Source organism: Candidatus Nitrosocosmicus sp. T, assembly GCF_054408485.1.
The window spans coordinates 1331266-1351106 of the sequence record NZ_CP166992.1; the positions used below are offsets into that span (position 1 = coordinate 1331266).

A 19841-nucleotide genomic window follows, 5' to 3' on the forward strand; every position below is an offset into this window, starting at 1 on the left:
CGATAGTAATCGCCAATCTGATATATCTTATCATCGAGATATTGCACGGTTGGCCCTATCACCCTGTCCTTACATCGAGATTGGATGTAATAATTTAGTTTCATGAATCTACAAGGTGCGGGTGATTCCATATTTTACTATCGATTGATACGGATGATCGTTATTAAACTCGGTATAACCTCAAGCGACTCTTTTATACAGTCACATTTCTCTCTTTGGATACGGTACAGATAGTATGAGACGTGCAATATTACAAATTTATCTAAAAATTTGATTACTTAGATTAAGGCTCCATTTACAATGAATGTAAAACTCAAATTGATTTTTGAAATATTTAGTCAAAAAGATACTTTACTATTTAGTTGAAGATGATTTCACTGAATTTTCATTATGCTGTATATTTTGGCTAATTTTAACAATGAGTTCCTGAATTTCTTGATTTTGTTGATTTATGAACTCAGTTATTTTGGCTAAAACTTCCTCAAGCTCCATACCTTTTCTACCGGTACCACTGCCATCTACTAAACCTCCAAATATTGAATTATGCATATCATGTAATTCCTTATCACCATGACTTTCTCCCAGGATATTAGATAAAATACCTATGGTATTATGTTGTTGTCCCATTACAGTTAACATCTTGCCAACACTTACGGTAACAGGACCCGCTAACTGTTTATTAATAAATTGTTTATTGAATCGAGATGCGTTAGAAATTACATCATGTGGAGTTAAGTCATTTTCACCATGATTGTTATTTTGGGTTTGATTATGCATGTTCTAGAATAGAGAATAAAGTATATAATTATATTCATGTTTTGTATGGTATTAATGAAATCCTCTTCAATAATTTAATTAATTTTACAATCTTGTATATATTTTTTAATATCTTCTAATATAATATTTTATTATTTTGGATCTTTTACACCATATGGGCTAGTTATATTTTTTAAAAGCATTCAAATGCTCAGAATATAAAACCCCAAATTATTTGCAATCATACAAATATTGTTTTCTAGAGCGCTATCTGCAGGAGGTACAGTGGCGAAACACTTTCTAATTCAAAACAACAAAAATGCAATGGACCGGTTAAAGTTTTTTCTTTTCCATAGAAAAAATCTGTCGACCAATCAACATATTCGTGATTACGAATTCTATCGGTTGTATAAATAATATCCGGTATTGGTTACAAAAATCTATTTGTCATTGTAATCAATTGCCTTATCTATAAGAATATCTATTGTCAATCAAAAACATATTAATTCTATCATTGCAAACGGGGCATTTTTTTAAATATGCATCGTTTTCATGTGGTAAAACGGACAAAGTCGAGGCCATCCAAAAGCAATTCTGGCAAATCAAGAAATACTTTAATTTTCTAAAATGCAATCTATTGTTATAGATTCGCTCTTGTCGATTATCCTCTAATTTCCTCTTATGTAAGAAAAGAGATGACATCTGTTTTGAGACGCATCCAATGTATTTATAAGTTGTTGACAGGTTTAAGATTGACGTTACTATCTTCAGTAAATAATTTTTAATAAATGATAATGTGTTCGCTACTATAGAATAAATGCGAGCTCCTTAGAGGATACGATTTACTGGATTTGATGGCAAGGATGCGTGTGGCGTTTGAACTTCTAAATCCTAATTATTCATTTATGAGGTGTAGCTAGAATAATTAGTGAATATCTCCATAGTAAAGTTTTCCTTTGACATGTTTTTCACATACTTCATGGTTTGGTCGATGCTACTTTTCTAATTTTTCAGCCGGCGAAGTAATCATTGTATTATGAATACTAAGTTGAATTGCGATTTGCTCTACATTTGATAAAGATATGTTATTCACTAACAAATAGCCTTTCAACGTAACATATGCCATTACATCATTTCTAATAGCCACTGAATCACTATCTCCAATTTGACCTTTCTAATCCTTATCAGTTACGTTCCAGACTCTATCTAAAAGGATACTAATGATCTTCCCATTCTGTGTGGTTTTCACTTTCGTAAGTTTAGGTTTTCTTTTTGAGCCACTTTGTGATTATTGTTATTGTAGTTGTTGATGGGAAGATTCGATTTCAATTTTATTTATTTCATATCTGCATATCTGCTTTTAACGCAAGAGGAAAAACTATCTTTTCTTCTTCAGAAAAATGATTCCTCAGATTTGTAACAAATTCATTAATTTCATTCTGAACTTTTTGGCGATATTGTTTATCCTGTTTACTTTGTTGGTAAAAATTATTTTCTATATCTGGTATTTTATGTTTTATAAAATCTACAACCCAATTATGTTCCTGCATTATTTTAATAGAATCAGTAGATTCTCCTTTTGCATTGTGCATTATAACACGCATTATCCTCGCTTCTTCTTCAACAGCATGTTTGATTACCGAATCGCTCAGATCGTGTATAGTTTCAATTGCTTTTGTAATGTTATTCTCTTCATTATATCTAGCTATATTGTTTAAAGTGAATCCAAATTCTATATGCTCTTGTTTTAGTCTATCAATCATATCGGGAATAGATTCATTAAAATTGATTTTAAAAGCCATATGTATTTTATTTAATAATATATATTAATAAGACTACTTAATTTAAAACTCGTCTCTACATTTATTATCGGTTTATTTCAAATTCGTTAAATACCATGAAATAGTATAAATCTCAAAATAAAAAGATGTCAGTATGATTAAATGATTACATGAGATTATAAAATCTGAATATCTTTAGATTCTGCCTTAAAACCTATCCTTGTATGTGTACCATCACAATATGGTTTATTCTTAGAACCCCCGCATCTGCATAACACTGTAAAGGTTTTATCATCTACCATTACAATGATGGGTCCGTTTTCGGTACATTTAGCTTCGACTCTAGCCATATTCTATTGTATTATGGTATAAATATATAAAGAATATTGTTTCTGCCTTGTATAACAAATAACAATATCATAATGTGCAATTTACTTTAGTTACCACAGATTATTGTAGGCTGTTTTTGTAGTGGAAATAAATTATTTGTTTGATAATGCCCTGATTCTCATTTATCTACAATGGTTGGCTAAACATACCTAGATGTAGATTCAATATTTTCAACTTCAAAGACAAAAGACGGGTTGCTTAACTAATATCAATAATTGTTATTGCTTGCAGGATAAATTGATCGCACTCAATGATTTGCCCAAAAAGAAGTAAAATGATATCAAATCAAAGTCTCGTCATGGTATTACGAATGAGTATGATAATTTTTTAGTACTTCATGTACCTTGTTTCTGAATAAAGTTAATCCAATTCTTTTAGCATAGGGTTGTCCTTTTGCGAATGATTCAGCTAAATTATTTACATACTCCATACCAACATTTGGAGGCATAGGTGGTTCGAAAGGATCAACATACGCTTCAATTATCGTTGGTTTATTCTCCTTCATAGCATTATGTATAATAGATGCTGCTTCAGAGGCTTTTTTTATTGAATACCCCTTACCACCACATGCTTCAGCAAACAATGCAAAATCAATTGGAGTAAACTCTACACCATATTCGGGATTTCCAAGAAAACCCATCTGTTCCCATCTGATCATTCCTAGAGTATTATTTTTTATAACAATTACTTTTATTGGAAGATTGTATTGTACGGCAGTGGCAAATTCACCCATTAACATAGTCAAGCCACCATCGCCAACAAATGCGATAGATTGTCGGTCTGGAAAAGCAATCTGTGCTGCTATTGCATATGGTAAACCATTTCCCATACTTGATAAAGTCCCTGATAGAGAAAATTTCATACCTTTTCGTATATCTATATAACGTGCGGCCCATGAGGTGTTGGTGCCGCAGTCAACAGAGATAATTGCGTTCTCTTCTAACTCCTCAGAGACCATCATTGCAATAGCTTGTGGCTTTATAGGATTATCTGTTCTACTGCTTCGTTCTCTCAATAATCTATTCCAGTTTTTCATTGCTTGCTGTTTTGATTTTAGAAATTCTAGATTTTTCTTTTGAACTAAAAGGGGAAGTAGCTCGCGCAGAATTATCTTTGAATCACCCACCAAACCAACTTCAACAGGATATCGTAGACCAATCTTTTCAGATTTTATATCTATTTGAATTCCTCTTGCTTGACTAGGTTTTGGTAGATAATCCGTATATGGAAATGAGGTTCCAATCATAAGAAGAGTGTCAGCTTCACTCATAGCATCGCTGGAAGGTTCAGTGCCCAGTAGACCAATACCGCCCAGGCTGTAGGCGTTGTCATCAGCTATTACCGCTTTACCTAATAGAGCTTTGACAACAGGTGCACCTAATCTTTCTGCGACAGCAATGACTTCTTCTCCTGATTGAAGAGCTCCTTGTCCAACTAATATAACAACTTTGTTGCCTGAATTGAGAATTCCAGCTGCTTTTTCTATTAACGAATCACTCGGTGAAGTTTCTGTAACATATACATCTGATGTATGATAAGCAACATTATGTTTGGAAAATTTCCCACTTAGTTTTCTTTCTTGGATATCGATTGGAATTGTTAGATGACTCACGCCTCTCTGTGCTAATGCCGTTCTACATGCAATATCGACAGCCATTTCTGCTTGCTCAGGAACGGTTATCATACTATTGTAGACTGTGACATCTGAAAATAACTGTAACAAATTAACATCTTGTTGATAGCTAGAATTGATCAAATCCGAGTAGGTGGTGCCTGTAATAGCAATAACAGGAGTATTATCCGCCTTGGCGTCATATAACCCGTTTAAAAGATGGATTGCTCCAGGGCCCGAGGTAGCTACGCAGACACCTAACCTTCCGGTATATTTGGCATAAGCGCAAGCCATAAACGCTGCAGATTCTTCATGTCTTACGAGAATGAATTTAATTTTATCCTGTCTTACTCTTAGTGCCTCAATAAATCCATTTATTCCATCACCTGGCAACCCAAAAATGACATCTACATTCCAATCAAGTAATGCTTCAGCGATTATATCCGCTGTACGCATGTTCTCGTGTTCAGTCATATTCCTATAATAACACATTATTATATAAGATCAATTTCTTTCCATGATAATTCTCTATTAATGATTATGCACCTGGGTTTGATTCATAATCTACTCGTTTCTATGTAGTTTATAGGACAAAATGATGCTGACGGTTATTCAAATTCACGATGGTGTTCTGATTTGGAATGAGCAGTAAGCAGATCTTTTAATGGTCCTTCGATTACCTTGACACTACCTTTAAACAATACCATTTCTGACTCGCCCTTCTTTCTACAATATATGTTTTGCACCCATCTTTCATTATCTATATTTGGAAAATCGGATCTAAAATGAGCACCTCTAGATTCTTGTCGCATCAATGCGCTCCTTATTATGGCCTCACAAACAATTAATGAAGATTTTACTTCTAAAGTTAATATGATATTTTCAATATTGTATTTAGCATTATCAATTTGAAATTCTCTTAAAATATTGTCTTCAGAGTAAAATGCCTCATTTAATTCCAATAGAATCTTTAATCCTTTTTGTAATCTTCCATTATCTCTTATTATTCCAACATATTGCTCCATCATATCTTGTATTTTATTGCGAAAAACAAGTGGTTCTCTAACCATAAAGATTTCATCTTTGAATTCCTTTAGTGTTTTTTCATTCATGCTTATAGGTGGTGATAAATAATTACTCTTGACTGAAATGTCATCTGTTATCTCTTTTGCTAATCTAGCTGCTTCACTGCCTGCAATTTTGCCAAAAACCATTGTATCAAGTAAACTATTTCCACCTAGTCGATTAGCACCATGTATTTGACTTATTGTTTCTCCGGCTGCAAGTAGACCTTTGATTTTTGTTCTACATTTTGTATCCACTACGATACCGCCCATCGAATAATGTGCAGTTGGGCCAACTTCCATTTTCTCTTTAGAAATGTCTATTCCATCAATAATTTTGAACTGTTCATACATGGTAGGAAGTCGATCTAAAATTTTCTCCTTTGAAAGATGAGTTACATCCAACCACACTCCACCATGTTCTGTACCTCTACCCTCAAGAATTTCATTATAAATAGCACGGGCTACAACATCTCGTGGTCCCAGTTCCATTCTTTCAGGATAGTAATTTTTCATAAATCTTTCATTTGATGAATTTAACAATATGCCTCCTTCACCACGTATCGCCTCAGTAGCTAGAGTCCCTGATGCTTTCTCGGGCCAAACCATTCCCGTCGGATGAAATTGCACCATTTCCATATCTACTAATTCTACACCTAATCGATAAGCCAAGAAAATGCCCTCACCATAGTTTTCAAAAATTCTAGAACTGCTTGTCGAATAAATCCTAGTGTATCCACCAGTGGCAAGAATAATAGATTTGCATTCAAATAATACGATTCTCTTATTTTTTAGATCTGTTCCTATTGCTCCACTGATTTCTTTTGAGATTGGTTTTTCTTTTTCCTCTTCTTTATCTGACTTTAATAGCAATTGTGTGATGTAAATATCATCCATGATTTTGATTCTCCTTTGATCAACTTGATTCATTAATACACGTACAATTTCATCGCCAGTCCAATCTTCATAAAAAACTGTTCTTCTATATGTATGAGCACCAAAAAATCGTTGTGTTAATCTGCCATCGTCTTTCTCCCTATGAAACCTTGCACCCCAGTTAACTAGCTCGTTAATAACATCTGGCGCGCTCTTACAAAGAATTTCGACTCTTTCATGATCTGCAAGGAATTCGCCTTCTTTTAATGTATCGACAGCATGTATCATCCAATTATCTTCAGGGTCCATAGTGCCTAAAGCAGCATTTATACCCCCCTCTTGCCAATACTGTATGAGGATTTCCCCTCTTACTCTTGCTAATAATAAGAACATTTGCACCAGCATCATGGGCTTCAATAGCGGCCCTAAGCCCCGCAGAACCGCCACCTATAATTAGTACATCTACAGAATAAGTGGGATCAATGTATTCATTTTTGGTCAATCTGAATACTGTCATATACTACTACAATTGAATATTTCGGTAGCAGCAAAAAGATCGAATAATCTTTAGATTTAATAATTATTGAAAAAAAGACCCTTTTTTATTTAAGTTAAAAACGTCGTCAAATAGCTTTTAAATAAACGAGGAGTAACTAATCTATGTATTCTATAAATTTTTCAAAAAAAGATATTGAAGTAATAGACACCATATGCAAAATATTAGAACCGGTTAATTCCAAAGCTATTCAAGATACATTCGATAAATCTGGAGACTCGATTAATACATACAACTCTATCAAAGGTCTACAGATTAGATTACACAAACAAAAATTCCAAATCTCTAAATCAAATGATATGCGGAGCGAGACTGATAGTATGGGCAAAATAAAAGTGACTTCGGATAGGTACTGGGGTGCACAAACCCAACGCTCTGTAGAACACTTTTCCATCGGAAAGGATCATATGCCTATAGAAATAATACATTCTTTAGCTTTAATCAAAAAATGTGCAGCAATTGTTAATTCTTCCTTATTGATGCCTAAAAATAGGAGATTATCAAAGGTTAAAGCCGAACTTATTGTAAAGACAGCTGATGAGATTATCTCAGGAAAACTAGATGATCATTTTCCGCTTTCTGTATGGCAAACAGGTTCAGGGACCCAATCAAATATGAACGTCAATGAAGTCATTTCCAATCGGGCCATTGAATTATCTGGGGGACTGGTCGGGTCAAAGCATCCGATACATCCAAACGACGATGTTAATATGTCTCAATCCTCCAATGATGTCTTTCCTACCGCAATGCACATTGCATCTGTGCTTGAGATTATAGGGAATCATTCAATACAACATTTCCACAATAACAAAAATAAAATATCATTACTACAAAGTATTCTTAATTTACGGAACGCGTTGAATGAAAAGGCCATAGAATATGCAGATGTAGTCAAGGTCGGCAGGACACATTTACAGGATGCATTACCTATAATGTTTGGACAAGAAATTTCTGGTTGGGTTGCTCAACTTGATATGGATTACAAGTACATAGAACTAGCACTTGATGGATTATATGCTCTTGCTATAGGTGGTACTGCAGTAGGTACAGGATTTGATTCATGTAAAGAATTTGGCGAAGAAATGTCTAAACAAATTGCAACAGAGACTCAATTACCATTTCGGTCTGCTTCTAATAAGTTTGCTGCATTAGCCAGCCATGATCCTATTGTTGCATTGAGCGGTGCATTAAAAACTTTATCATGCTCTCTTATGAAGATTGCTAACGACATTAGATGGATGGCTTCTGGTCCTCGTTGTGGAATAGGTGAAATTCGTATACCAGAGAATGAACCCGGTTCGTCTATAATGCCAGGTAAGGTGAATCCTACTCAATGTGAGGCAATGACTATGGTATGTTGTCAGGTTATTGGTAATGATATGACAATAGGAATTGCTGGCTCACAAGGTAACTTTGAACTTAATGTATTCAAGCCTGTTATTATACATAATATATTACAATCAATTAGGCTTTTAGCTGATGCATGTAATACATTTCGTGAATTTTGCATACAAAAAAGTGTTAGAGGAACTGATGAAAAACAAATACAAGATAAAGGAATAGTACCAAATAAAAAATATATGCACGATATGGTATCAAGATCTCTAATGTTAGTAACTACATTAAAATCTATTATCGGTTATGATAAATCAGCAGAAATCGCTAAAAAAGCACATAAAGATTGCATCTCTCTTCGAGAGGCTACACTTGCGTTGGGGTATTTGTCTGGAGAAGAATATGACCGAGTTGTTAAGCCAGAGGATATGACATTTCATGAAAATTGTATTGAGCCAAAAAACAATTAAATGGATATTATAACTTCTTTATCTTTTGTTCTTTTAATCCTACAATATTATATATACAATAATAAGATCATATTTCATTTGATTGTTTAATTGAGTTTAGAAAAAGAGGCACTAAGCCTACACTGGATACTGAAGGGAAAAATTGAGATCCATAATAAAATATCTATTGATGAAGTCATATAAGTGGAAACTGTTGAATCTGTTTGATGATTGTCATAACAGTAATTATATATTAACTGAACAGAGCCTTTTTGTTATATAGTTTAATATGAAAGGAAATAGAAGATGATTAATGGGTTTAGAATCGATTGGTATTTCAGAGATAATTAATAAAAATGTCAAAGTAATTGATCAAGAACAAAACGTTTTTGATGCTTCCAAAGTTATGATAGACAACAATATAGGTTCTGTTGTCGTTATTGATAATAACGACAGCAAGAATCCCGTAGGCATTATCACCGAGAGGGACATAGTTAGAATAGTAAGCACATTTTCATTATCAGACTTGGAAGTTCCTATTAGAAAACTCATGAGCTATCCATTAATTACCCTATCACAAAATGCATCCGTTTTAGATGCAATGAAATTAATGTATGAGAGAAAGATAAGACGAGTAATTATTCTGGAATCAAAAACCCTTGTAGGTATCGTTACCGAGCATAATATATTTAAACTACTGATGAGTAATAGAGAATTAATTACTACCGTTGTATCTGATGATTTTCCAATCCCGCAGAAGGATTTATACGAAGATTTTTCACATTTTTGGTTTAGTAATTCTTTTTACAAGTAAGAATAACGGATGGTATGACTCGACCATCATGATCTTGAGAAATTAATTATTAAAACAGTGTAGAAGAGGAATGATCTTCATTTCTTTTGTCAAAAGGATTTTTCAGATACTACATGTTATCATTTGTTTTACATTTCCTTCATAATTTTGACACAAAGAAATGCATAAGGATAATAGATTAAACGAATGATTCGTCCCGAAATTTGGTCCATTAAGGTTCAGGTTGTTTTGCGGAATGTTATTTCTACCTTATACAGGAATGTGTATTTCCTTTGTAATATGGGGAAACATGATCGTAAACCCTTACGATTACGAAAGGTTAGGGGCAATATCATTGATTTACTTTGTATCATAGGGAATTGCTGCTCATGTAGCTGATAACATTGGATCAAAGAAGATTAAACCTTGGGGCGAGTTACTTAGTAAAAAACAGTCTTGGGTGATTATTATAATCTGTTTGCTATTTTCTTATCTTCTGGGAATTTATTACTCATTGATATACGCGCCTCTTCTAATACTGATAGGAATTGCTGAGGGTTTTTTCTTATTTGCATATAATTTTGAAATATTTAAAGGAATGTTTCACAAGAACTTTTGGTTTTCTGTTTCATGGGGTATGTTGCCATTTCTGGCCGGCTTTGTAATCCAAACAAATTCAATAACTCTGAAGTCAGTATTGTTATCATTAATCCCATTCTTTCTAAGTTATTTTGAAATTATGATTTCTAGAATATATAAGGGGGATAGGAGGATCAATAAAACGACAAACAAAACAAATCTATATGAAATAATATTAAAGACTCTTAGTATTAGTACTATATCTATTACGATTGTATTGCTCTTATATCCTTTTTTTCTACAATTACATGAAACATATAATCACGGTTTATGACTAATTCAGACTAAATGCTAAATCATATTGTTTTCTAATAGCTTTAAAATAATTGTAATGATATTTAAAATAACTAATGTTGAATTGGTCATTTCGGGATTGTATTTTAATGCGTGATTTTAATTATTTTTGAGCAATCAATCGAGTCAATAATTACAAATGCATTTTTAATTTCTTCTTTATTACTAAGATTTGACAACTCTTTTATACATCATAGACGAAATAAATAAAAAGTTGTTATAATATCGTTGATAAAAATCGAAAGAATATATGATAATCCTAATGGAAAGGGTGATGAATTTAACAATGGATCCCGAATTTTAGTAGATAGACTTTGGCCTCGTGGACTCAGTAAAAATGAGGTAAATATTGATTTATGGATAAAAGATGCGGCACCAAGTACACTGTTAAGAAAATGGTTTGATCATGATGAAAAAAAATGGGATGAATTTAAATCAAGATATTTTAAAGAGCTTGAGAAATACACTAAATCCATAAATACCATTTTATGTAAGGTAGAAAAAGGCCCCGTAATTTTGTTATATGGAGCAAAAGATGAAAAATTCAACAATGCGATTGCATTGAAGGAATATCTCGAGAATATTAAAAAGTAGATAAATAGATAGATGGATGTATTTGGAATTTCTCAAACATTTGTCAAAGCATAGCAAAATAGGCAATTTTCAGATCGATGATACAAGCCGTTTTAATAAAATATTTTCAGTTTTTTGGTTCTATTATAAGTGAATATTTTTTCAAATTGACCTTTTGATTACTAACGATTGCAAATAATTCCAAGTTGTTATATAGGTAAATGGGGTTATTACTATATGCCAATAGATCCGGAATTTCCAAAGAATCACCAAATTATAGGAAAACACAAAAACGCAGATGGAAGATATCATTTTGTTTGGGGTCCAGGAAGAACTGACGCAGAATCCTCTGAAAATGCTGATGTTCAAGATGCATATCAACAAAGAAATGAAGGATACGTAGGTCTAGGAGTACATGGAACATTCGTAGCATTAGACTGGGATTCGTGTATCGCTGACGGAGCTTGCATTGAAGCATGTCCTGTTCAAGTATATCAATGGTATAGATCAGAACAAGATGTTCCTGCAATAGAGATAACCAATGCGACAAGTGAAGGAATAGGTGAGGATCGCAATAGAGAGGGAAGAAAAGATTTTACAGATAAATCAGACCCAATAAGAGAACGCGACTGTATTTGGTGTATGGCATGTGTGACCGTATGTCCTACCCAATCAATAAAAGTTGATGAAGCAAATTTACAGGTTCACGATGAAATGTCAAAGTCTTTAGCTGAAACTTTAATGACAAATCAATGATGCTATTTACTATTGTACTAGTCCTAGGGAAGTAATCAATATTTTAAGATATTATGGATCTAAAAATAAGATGGCTTTAGTAAAAAGTACAGTTAGAATTAAGAGAGGTTTAAATGGAAAAGGTAAATATGCAACGTCCACCGAGAATCGCAGGTTAGTCTGGGAATATGTTATTTGGCCCTTAATATTGGAACTTAATAGGAGCTACTTTACGTCAAAGGAGTATCATAAGATGAGAGATAGGGTTTCAATAGAGAAAAACATCCCTATATCAAAGATGACTGGAGGTATGATATCTCTCTTGGTTAAAGAAATTCTCATGCAAGATGAAATGTATTATTCAATCCATTACAAATTAATTCCATATATGAGAAAAAGGGCCCGTCTAGATTATGGAACCGTTCTAAGGGAGGTAAGTTCAAAAAAATAAATTGTTAAAGACTTGTACAATCTTATTTTATCCTCTATTGATCCTCGCGATGTGGACAACCATTTAACTTCTGTCTAAGCAAAGAATAACTTAGATGCCCGGATACATTAAAAACTTGTTAAATTTCACGATGCAAACAAAAAATTGTTTACTTAATACAAAACGCAAGCCATTATGTGCTTGATAATCATTTTGTTAGGTAATTCTTTCATCCGGAAATAATAATCACTTAAATAAATTATTATGTGGTATGTTCATAAATAATAGTACGAAGAAAATTAAAAGTGACATTCAAAACAACAGCTCACTCAGAGTAATAGAAAATAATGGAATTTCCAATGAAATTAACTATGAAAAAAGTATAGAACTTAAAGAAAACAGTATCTTAGACTACGAAACTCTTTGTAATTTGCGGCGAGACCGATTAGGTAATGTATTGAATGAAAAATATCACTATAATACATCTATAAGAAAAGGTCAAAGGTTTTTACTCCAGCATGTGAATTCAAAAGTTGATTTAGTCATACTTTATGCAGATTTAGTGGGATCCACTAAAATGAGTATGACTTTATCTGCCGATAAACTTGTTACCGTCATTAAGGCTTTTTCGCATGAATTGTCTTCAGTAATAGAAAGCTACGGTGGCTTTGTTCTGAAATACGTCGGAGATGCTATTATTTCATTTTTTCCATCAGGATTTAATAAATATCTTGTGTGCGATAAAGCATTTCGATGTGCAAAATCGATGATATCAGTACTTAAAAATGATATTAATCCTATTTTTCGTAAATACGGATATCCCAAGCTGGAAGTTAAAATAGGAATAGCCGAAGGAGAAAACGTTGTTATTCAATATGGCAAAGATAAAAGTTCTCAAATAGATTTGATAGGATATATTATGAATGTTACATCCAAGATAACATCCATTACTCGTCCTAATAAGATTTCTGTAGGAGGAACCGTTTATACGCTATTGCATCCTAAAACACAATTAAAATTTGAAAGAGTTATCTTAGATAATGCGAACTGGAAGTTTATTGACAAGCATAATGATAAACCTTACAAAGTATACACTACTAAATAGATAAGATATTTTGCCATCTAAGACGAAAAATCTTTTAAATAATGATACACTGATAGGAGGTAAAAGAAATCACATTTTTTAAGTGCTTTGAATGTAATCTAGAATAGTAGTCGAACTGAAAAACTTTCGAATAAAATTTAAGTATTTAGTAACATAAAATATATATGAAATACTAATTGCCTACTAAATACCATTTCAATTAGTTACTCATTAGTCAATATCTTTTATCAGTCTATCACTATCACTGGTGATTTAAGGTATCAAACTGAATAATATAATATATACATAAAATAGATAAACAGTATTGAATTGGTCATTTGAAGAATTTTGTATAGAGTGTATGGATGGAATATTCTGCTACCTAAGATATTTCGAAAAATGTAATTTTTGGGTGTTAAAGGATTATGGTTTTTGGTTATATCTATCTTTAAGATATGAAAGTCCTTTATGAGTAGTTATGTATTGTAAATTGGTTTTTATAAATTGTAACATACGATTATCCACAATATAGGCTAATGTTCTGTTAATTTGACTTTCAGAGACATAAGTTATAGATTCAAAAATTTTAGATTTTGCGATGCCTTCTTTAGAGATTTCCAATATCTTTACAATTAGATCTTGTTTAAGAGACATTAATAACTAAATATAATCATGACTAAAGTACATAACTAAATGGAAATGTAAAATAAAGCCATCAAAATCAATAAGAATATTACAAATAGTACCTGGAACAATTACAGTTGTTTCATCCGTTCTAATTATTATTAATCTAGGATGTGGTATTGTAACTCTTGTTTTTTTACTTTCAATTACTCTTCTGTTGTTGGTTTGGAAAGAATTGCAACATACTATCAATCAAATATCTTCTTAGGCATATGAAATTTAAATCGTTTAAAGTTGTCTGCCAATTTCTCTCATATATGTAGATCGCATTTGGCAAATTATATAGAACTTGCGTACGATAATATAATGCTTTTAGAGAGGTAGTAAGTTCTGCCATAATTCTCCAATCTTTTGGACTAAAGTATTAATAAAAATCAAGAGACATAATAACAGTGGGATTAATAGCCCTATTTATTAGTCGATCCTATAATGTCCAAATCACTATGAATCAAGAATTAAATTAGTTTGGGAGTAATCAAGTATACACTTCGAAAATTATGACGATTAAGACACGACTACATCTTATTCAAGATATGATGTCTTATTGGTTTTTGAATTGACTAAAGATCTAAATACTAATAGAATGTAAATGTACTCCGCTTTTTCTGAGATAGCATAAACCATGTGGGATGAAAATTTTCTTAAATCAAATGCTAAGTCAAAATTATTTCACTAGTCAAACCTTTTCATACAAGTGGGAACGTGTAGTTATAGCAAATTTATTAAGATATTATATTTACCTTATATTTGAGAATGGATCTTAGAGTTATTTTAGTACCATACGATGGTTCGCAATTTTCCGAAAATGCATTGGAGTATTCGGTATATATGGCAAAAGCGATCTTTTTAGGTGATCCAAAAAAGCGAATCATTCAAATCATATTGCTACATGTAGTACAGGAAATACCCTTTACAAAAAATCTTTTAGGTAAAATGAAAATAATCCATAAGAATGAGAATCCATCTTTAAATGATCATGCTAATAGTATATATCAAGAAATAAAAAATTTAATGCAAAAAGATATGGATGAAAAAAAGGAGGCCTATAAATCCATAGACGGAGTTAAGCTAGAGTCAAAATTTCTTTATGGCGATCCCGCTAATCATATCATAGATTACTCTAACAACAATAGAGTTGATTTAATAGTTATGGGAAGCAATGGACTGCAAGGTTTAGCTAAAATTAAAGGACTTGGAAGTGTTTCAAGAAAAGTATCGGAATCAGTTTCATGCCCTATGACAATAATAAGGTAATAGCATTAGTAACGATATTTGATACCATATATAGTAGATGATGTATATTTTTCCAATAAGACAATGTTTGATAGATATAGTCCAATAGATTATTAGGGATGAGACTATGTGACAAAAAATAGTTTATTGAAATTCATGCCTTTAATTTAATAAGTATAAGGAGATATACAGTAGCTGGATCCCAAAGTAGTATCAACATTATTTTTTATTATAAATTGCAACAAAATTCATTTTGCTTCAAATCTTATTATTTTAAATTAATATAGAAGATGAAAAGAATCCTATAAAGTTCCAATCAAAAATAATTTTTTCAATGGCACCATTAAACCATAATAAGCCAAATTGTAAAATGCTGCCAAGGCAGCTACTTCCGTTCCGAAAAATTGAGATGCAAATACAACTACAAGTGTATTATTTATATAACTCATAATTACAAAGGCAGCAATTCTAGATGATTTATCCTTTTTTCCTATTATATATGAAGCAAAATAGCCTGTTAATCCATAAATAAAGAATAACGCAAATGCTGCAATAAGCATTGTTACTACAAATAAAGACTCAGAGATGAAATAGTCAGAGAATTTTGCATATATTCCTAGATTCATAAACGATATTAGAATAACTGAAGGTATGAAAGAGCCGACTTCAATTTTTTTTGCTATCTTTGGAGCCTTCCCCTTTACTAACCAACCTGCAAATAAAGGTAGAAATAGAGCTTCGGCTAATAATATTGTCATATCTATAAAAGGAATTTTGAATTTTTCTTCATCGACGAACAGATAGACCAGAGAGGGCAAAACAAACGGAACGACGACAGATGATGAAATAATCATTCCTACAACTAGTGGCAGTTGATTACTTCTCTCAAAAACATTGATTACAAATGGCGCTCCTAAACCTGTAGATATCCCTGAAAGAAGTAAGACAGCAATAGCAAGCGATGGATAAATTATATTTGTAACTGCATATAAAATAAGGGGAATTACCAAAAGTTTGATTGCAGTCAGCAATATAATAGGAACAGGCCTTTTAAACTGTAACCCTAAATGTTGAGGATTCATTTTAATTAAATTTAGAAATAACAACAATCCCAATAGAATCAAAAGATGAGGTTCAAAAATTATTCCAAATGATGGTGCCAATATACCTAGTACCGTTGATACAGCAATTGCAATAAAAAGAACCAAATCTTCTTTCTCTAATCCAGATGTATGGGAAGACGGGTTGGCTCTATTTTTTGGCATTTTTCTGTTCTTTTTTGTTTATTTATGATGTATATTAATAATGTCATTTGTTGAAAATAAGGCATCGCATACTTGGAGTGATACGATTTTGTGTATAAACTTGCAATTCTCTACTAAGTCAGTTTATACAATAGTAATGTCAACAACTAAATGAACCCATCTAAATACCTAATTCATAAACTTAAACAGGTTAATTTTTTTGAAATAACGCCGTGAATTCATACATACCATCAGTCAATGTAGCTATTTTTCTTTCTTATCAACTAGAATTTGCTTATATTGATCGAAAATGATGGTAATTTGATGCCTTTTAATCGTATATTAGTACCTTTTGATACTTCAGAGTTGTCAATGAAGGCCTTGGAAAAAGCTGTAGAATTATCCGTGGTGAATAAATCTCAAATCTTTATACTACATGTAATTAACGAAATACCATTACCAATTCACTATTCAAAAATAGAATTAAAAAACAATGAGGTGACCATATCTCCACTAGTTAATAAGCTCCATAATGAGATAAAAAACGAAATGATTGTGATTATGGAGGATGTGAAAAATACATATGCTAGACAAAATGTTTCTATCACCACAGAAATCAAAATAGGTGATCCCGCTGAAATAATTATTGACTTTACTAATCAGAATAATATCGATCTCATTGTTATGGGTAGTATTGGACATAAAGGAATTTCAGGAATGTTAAAAAAATTAGGAAGTGTTGCAAGAAAGGTTGCCGAAGAAGTACACTGTGCATTGTTAATAGTAAGATAACTATTGAAAGTTTATTGAAATAATGGAATCTAATTTTTATAGTATAAGAAATAGGCAAATCTATTGAAGTTATTTTCAATCTAATTCATGGTCCTAATCAAGAAATATATAAATTCGAATGAAAATATTCCACCTCTTTATACTTTTTGTCGAATAGTCAACAGCATTCTTTTTAATGGCCTGATCTAACTATAATAGTGTATCAGGATTCTGTTGGAGCAACAGCTTTCAACTTTGGACTTGTCGTAGTTGATATGCAAAATGGCTTTGTAAGCAAAGGTGGGTCCTATGACCATTTGGGAATGAACATCCAAGAATATCAAAGAATTATTCCAAAAGTAAAGGATCTTATTATGTTTTGCAGAGACAGGAAGATACCAATTTTTTATACCGAAGCTGTTAGAGAAGCTAGTGGTATTGACCTTTTAACCCGGTTTCATAGACTTTTGCCATTAGCAAGGGAAGAGCGGCTTAAAGTCCCTATCACGGTAAGAGGCACATGGGACGCCCAAACAATAGATGAAATCAAACCCATGGCGAGTGACCTAATAGTTATTAAGAGAAGAGATGGTGCATTTCAGGATACTGAACTGAGGGTTTGGCTTCAAAGTGAGGGAATTAATACATTAGTGTTCTGCGGAATCGATACCTCAATTTGCGTAGAAACGTCATTACGTGAAGCATTTAACATTGGGTATGATGTAATATTGGTGTCCAATTGCACTGCATCAGGAAACAATAGACATTACGAAACAACATTAGAAAGGGTGAAAGACTATTATGGTCTCGTTCTGGATACAGAACGTTTCTATAAATTGATAAATTCGCTTGAAGACTTGAAATCAGGCAAAATGGATAACAATGAACTCGATGAGAAATATGCAAAGTTTCTAAAGGAATTTCGTCTAATAGATATCAGGAAGAAATAACCTTCGATACTAAACAGAAGAAGATGAATCGAATTGGTTAATTATTAGTTTTTTATAATATTTTTTTAATATATATTCATGTCAAATACAAAACCTAAAAATTCTAGAAGAGCCGATCATGATGTCAATGCAATATTTGTTAACCGGTGGTCTCCCCGGTCGATGACAGGCGAAGAAATAACTGATGATGATTTGATGAGTCTTTTTGAGGCAGCAAGATGGGCTCCTTCTTCTTTTAATAATCAACCTTGGAGATTTATTTATTCAAAAAGAACGGCAAGGGAATGGACCAAATTTCTGGATTTATTAAATGAAGGTAATAGGATCTGGGCTAAAGATGCTGGGGTTTTGGTAGTAATAATATCCAGAAAGAACTTTGAATATAATGAAAAACCCTCAATAACTCATCAATTCGATACCGGTGCTGCATGGGAAAATTTGGCTTTAGAGGCTTCAACTAGAGGGATTGTGGCACATGGTATGCAAGGATTTAATTACCAGAAAGCCAGAGAGAGTTTAAGCATTCCCGATAATTTTGATGTTATGGCGATGATTGCCATAGGTAAGAAGGGATCTATTGAAAAACTGCCTCCAAAGTTACAGCAGCTAGAGCACCCTAACAACAGGAAACCACTAAACGAGATCATCATGGAGGGAGGTTTTAGGTAGAGGTGGTCTAAAATACCCACTCAAAAAATACCACAGGAAATTCAGTGGACTGAAAGATAATTTTCATTTAAAGTATTTGAAACTCGAAAAGAGAATAATCTAAATCCCAAGAAAGTTATTTCTTTACGATATCTATATTAGTAAAACAGTAAAACAATCAATAATCTCTTTTTAAATTTATCCTATCAATTAGTGGATAACAAATACTCATTTTAGGTATGAATAGTGGGTGATTTTATGATTCTTCAACTTAATGCGAAATCGCTGTTAAGATATTTTTATCCAAGTTATATGTTATTTTGAATTTACTTTATTGCTTTATCCATCATTATTCAATTTCTTCTAAGTGTTTTCATAGCTGATGCCCAAGCGATTACCTCGTCTAACATATTGTTTGCCGATTTCTCATGAATTATATGAGGTTTGAAAGTTGAAAAGTTTTCAAAATCTGTAAAAAGAGATAACTGTACCTGAGCACGAACTGTTGCAATTTTAACCTCTGCCATAACTAACCGCAGATGTTCAACTGCACGGACACCCCCAGCGCTACCATAACTAACAAATCCCGCAACTTTGTTGTTCCATTCTTTAAAGAGAAAATCAATAGCATTTTTTAGTGCTCCGGAAATCCCATGGTTATATTCTGGAGTCACAAATACGTATGCATCGAAAGAGTCGATTTTTGTAGCCCAAATTTTTGTGTGCTCCTTTGTGTATTGTCCCATAGAAGGCGGAATCGGTTCATCAAGCAAAGGTAGATTATAGTCTTTGATATCTACCAACTCATAGTCGGCGTCGTCTCTCCGCTTGGCTAAGTCGTATACCCATCGACTTACTGCTTCCCCATTGCGTCTTGGTCTGGTACTGCCAATGATAATGGCAACCTTTAGTCTTTGGTCATTCATGTAGCAATTATACTGTCA

The 19841-nt window shown here is 32.6% G+C and carries 20 protein-coding genes; 11 read left to right on the forward strand and 9 right to left on the reverse strand.

From position 1 onward, the window contains the following. Positions 1–354 precede the first annotated feature (354 nt). From AB0A59_RS06965 to AB0A59_RS06995, 7 genes are all read right to left on the reverse strand, one after another. On the reverse strand, positions 355–777 hold the full coding sequence (locus tag AB0A59_RS06965; protein WP_458747352.1) for a hypothetical protein: 423 nt from the start codon (positions 775–777) through the stop codon (positions 355–357). A gap of 973 nt (positions 778–1750) precedes the next feature. After that, positions 1751–1903, reverse strand: coding sequence for a hypothetical protein (locus AB0A59_RS06970; RefSeq protein ID WP_458747353.1), 153 nt, complete (start codon positions 1901–1903; stop codon positions 1751–1753). A gap of 193 nt (positions 1904–2096) precedes the next feature. Continuing rightward, positions 2097–2558, reverse strand: coding sequence for a hemerythrin domain-containing protein (locus tag AB0A59_RS06975; RefSeq protein ID WP_458747354.1), 462 nt, complete (start codon positions 2556–2558; stop codon positions 2097–2099). A gap of 155 nt (positions 2559–2713) precedes the next feature. Then, positions 2714–2887, reverse strand: a complete 174-nt coding sequence (locus AB0A59_RS06980; RefSeq protein WP_458747355.1) for a CDGSH iron-sulfur domain-containing protein — start codon at positions 2885–2887, stop codon at positions 2714–2716. Positions 2888–3231: 344 nt separating this feature from the next. After that, positions 3232–5013 carry a thiamine pyrophosphate-dependent enzyme gene (locus AB0A59_RS06985; protein WP_458747356.1) on the reverse strand — a complete coding sequence of 594 codons (1782 nt, stop codon included), beginning with the start codon at positions 5011–5013 and terminating at the stop codon, positions 3232–3234. Positions 5014–5147: 134 nt separating this feature from the next. Then, on the reverse strand, positions 5148–6788 hold the full coding sequence (locus tag AB0A59_RS06990) for an FAD-binding protein (RefSeq protein ID WP_458747357.1): 1641 nt from the start codon (positions 6786–6788) through the stop codon (positions 5148–5150). Further along, on the reverse strand, positions 6778–6996 hold the full coding sequence (locus AB0A59_RS06995) for an FAD-binding protein (protein WP_458747358.1): 219 nt from the start codon (positions 6994–6996) through the stop codon (positions 6778–6780). Before AB0A59_RS06995 ends, AB0A59_RS06990 begins: the two co-directional genes overlap by 11 nt. Before the next feature lie 338 nt (positions 6997–7334). Between AB0A59_RS06995 and fumC the strand changes: the two genes are divergently transcribed. The 8 genes from fumC (at position 7335) to AB0A59_RS07035 (ending at position 15305) form a co-directional block, all read left to right on the forward strand. Continuing rightward, the gene (gene fumC / locus AB0A59_RS07000; RefSeq protein WP_458747577.1) at positions 7335–8840 is read left to right on the forward strand and encodes a class II fumarate hydratase; all 1506 of its coding nucleotides are present in this window, start codon (positions 7335–7337) and stop codon (positions 8838–8840) included. Between the two features lie 292 nt (positions 8841–9132). Beyond that, positions 9133–9633, forward strand: a complete 501-nt coding sequence (locus tag AB0A59_RS07005; protein ID WP_458747359.1) for a CBS domain-containing protein — start codon at positions 9133–9135, stop codon at positions 9631–9633. A gap of 397 nt (positions 9634–10030) precedes the next feature. Beyond that, entirely contained in the window at positions 10031–10525 is a 495-nt protein-coding gene (locus tag AB0A59_RS07010; protein ID WP_458747578.1) for a UbiA family prenyltransferase, read from the forward strand. A gap of 248 nt (positions 10526–10773) precedes the next feature. Continuing rightward, on the forward strand, positions 10774–11139 hold the full coding sequence (locus AB0A59_RS07015; protein WP_458747360.1) for a DUF488 domain-containing protein: 366 nt from the start codon (positions 10774–10776) through the stop codon (positions 11137–11139). Between the two features lie 216 nt (positions 11140–11355). Next, complete coding sequence (locus AB0A59_RS07020) at positions 11356–11874, forward strand: 4Fe-4S dicluster domain-containing protein (RefSeq protein WP_458747361.1); 519 nt, start codon at positions 11356–11358, stop codon at positions 11872–11874. 70 nt (positions 11875–11944) lie between these two features. Continuing rightward, positions 11945–12304, forward strand: a complete 360-nt coding sequence (locus AB0A59_RS07025) for a hypothetical protein (RefSeq protein WP_458747362.1) — start codon at positions 11945–11947, stop codon at positions 12302–12304. 250 nt (positions 12305–12554) lie between these two features. Next, complete coding sequence (locus tag AB0A59_RS07030; RefSeq protein WP_458747363.1) at positions 12555–13388, forward strand: adenylate/guanylate cyclase domain-containing protein; 834 nt, start codon at positions 12555–12557, stop codon at positions 13386–13388. Positions 13389–14804: 1416 nt separating this feature from the next. Further along, positions 14805–15305, forward strand: a complete 501-nt coding sequence (locus AB0A59_RS07035; RefSeq protein ID WP_458747364.1) for a universal stress protein — start codon at positions 14805–14807, stop codon at positions 15303–15305. A 281-nt stretch (positions 15306–15586) separates the two neighbouring features. On the opposite strand, the gene AB0A59_RS07040 is transcribed toward AB0A59_RS07035, so the two are convergent. Continuing rightward, positions 15587–16549: a bile acid:sodium symporter family protein gene (locus tag AB0A59_RS07040; protein ID WP_458747365.1), complete on the reverse strand. Its 963-nt coding sequence runs from the start codon at positions 16547–16549 to the stop codon at positions 15587–15589. A 303-nt stretch (positions 16550–16852) separates the two neighbouring features. Here AB0A59_RS07040 and AB0A59_RS07045 point away from each other — a divergent pair, with 303 nt between their 5' ends. The 3 genes from AB0A59_RS07045 (at position 16853) to AB0A59_RS07055 (ending at position 18918) form a co-directional block, all read left to right on the forward strand. Next, complete coding sequence (locus AB0A59_RS07045) at positions 16853–17320, forward strand: universal stress protein (RefSeq protein ID WP_458747366.1); 468 nt, start codon at positions 16853–16855, stop codon at positions 17318–17320. 197 nt (positions 17321–17517) lie between these two features. Continuing rightward, entirely contained in the window at positions 17518–18249 is a 732-nt protein-coding gene (locus tag AB0A59_RS07050; protein ID WP_458747367.1) for a cysteine hydrolase family protein, read from the forward strand. Positions 18250–18327: 78 nt separating this feature from the next. Then, complete coding sequence (locus AB0A59_RS07055; protein ID WP_458747368.1) at positions 18328–18918, forward strand: nitroreductase family protein; 591 nt, start codon at positions 18328–18330, stop codon at positions 18916–18918. Between the two features lie 332 nt (positions 18919–19250). On the opposite strand, the gene AB0A59_RS07060 is transcribed toward AB0A59_RS07055, so the two are convergent. Further along, positions 19251–19823 carry an NADPH-dependent FMN reductase gene (locus tag AB0A59_RS07060; protein WP_458747369.1) on the reverse strand — a complete coding sequence of 191 codons (573 nt, stop codon included), beginning with the start codon at positions 19821–19823 and terminating at the stop codon, positions 19251–19253. Positions 19824–19841: the final 18 nt, after the last annotated feature.

Excerpts from the sequence above, each read along its gene's own strand:
- AB0A59_RS06965 (WP_458747352.1), bottom strand. The coding sequence starts at position 777 with ATGCATAATCAAACCCAAAATAACAATCATGGTGAAAATGACTTAACT.
- AB0A59_RS06975 (WP_458747354.1), bottom strand. The coding sequence starts at position 2,558 with ATGGCTTTTAAAATCAATTTTAATGAATCTATTCCCGATATGATTGAT.
- AB0A59_RS06980 (WP_458747355.1), bottom strand. The coding sequence starts at position 2,887 with ATGGCTAGAGTCGAAGCTAAATGTACCGAAAACGGACCCATCATTGTA.
- AB0A59_RS06985 (WP_458747356.1), bottom strand. The coding sequence starts at position 5,013 with ATGACTGAACACGAGAACATGCGTACAGCGGATATAATCGCTGAAGCA.
- AB0A59_RS06990 (WP_458747357.1), bottom strand. The coding sequence starts at position 6,788 with ATGGACCCTGAAGATAATTGGATGATACATGCTGTCGATACATTAAAA.
- AB0A59_RS06995 (WP_458747358.1), bottom strand. The coding sequence starts at position 6,996 with ATGACAGTATTCAGATTGACCAAAAATGAATACATTGATCCCACTTAT.
- fumC (WP_458747577.1), top strand. The coding sequence starts at position 7,335 with ATGCGGAGCGAGACTGATAGTATGGGCAAAATAAAAGTGACTTCGGAT.
- AB0A59_RS07005 (WP_458747359.1), top strand. The coding sequence starts at position 9,133 with ATGGGTTTAGAATCGATTGGTATTTCAGAGATAATTAATAAAAATGTC.
- AB0A59_RS07020 (WP_458747361.1), top strand. The coding sequence starts at position 11,356 with ATGCCAATAGATCCGGAATTTCCAAAGAATCACCAAATTATAGGAAAA.
- AB0A59_RS07025 (WP_458747362.1), top strand. The coding sequence starts at position 11,945 with ATGGCTTTAGTAAAAAGTACAGTTAGAATTAAGAGAGGTTTAAATGGA.
- AB0A59_RS07030 (WP_458747363.1), top strand. The coding sequence starts at position 12,555 with ATGTTCATAAATAATAGTACGAAGAAAATTAAAAGTGACATTCAAAAC.
- AB0A59_RS07035 (WP_458747364.1), top strand. The coding sequence starts at position 14,805 with ATGGATCTTAGAGTTATTTTAGTACCATACGATGGTTCGCAATTTTCC.
- AB0A59_RS07040 (WP_458747365.1), bottom strand. The coding sequence starts at position 16,549 with ATGCCAAAAAATAGAGCCAACCCGTCTTCCCATACATCTGGATTAGAG.
- AB0A59_RS07045 (WP_458747366.1), top strand. The coding sequence starts at position 16,853 with ATGCCTTTTAATCGTATATTAGTACCTTTTGATACTTCAGAGTTGTCA.
- AB0A59_RS07055 (WP_458747368.1), top strand. The coding sequence starts at position 18,328 with ATGTCAAATACAAAACCTAAAAATTCTAGAAGAGCCGATCATGATGTC.
- AB0A59_RS07060 (WP_458747369.1), bottom strand. The coding sequence starts at position 19,823 with ATGAATGACCAAAGACTAAAGGTTGCCATTATCATTGGCAGTACCAGA.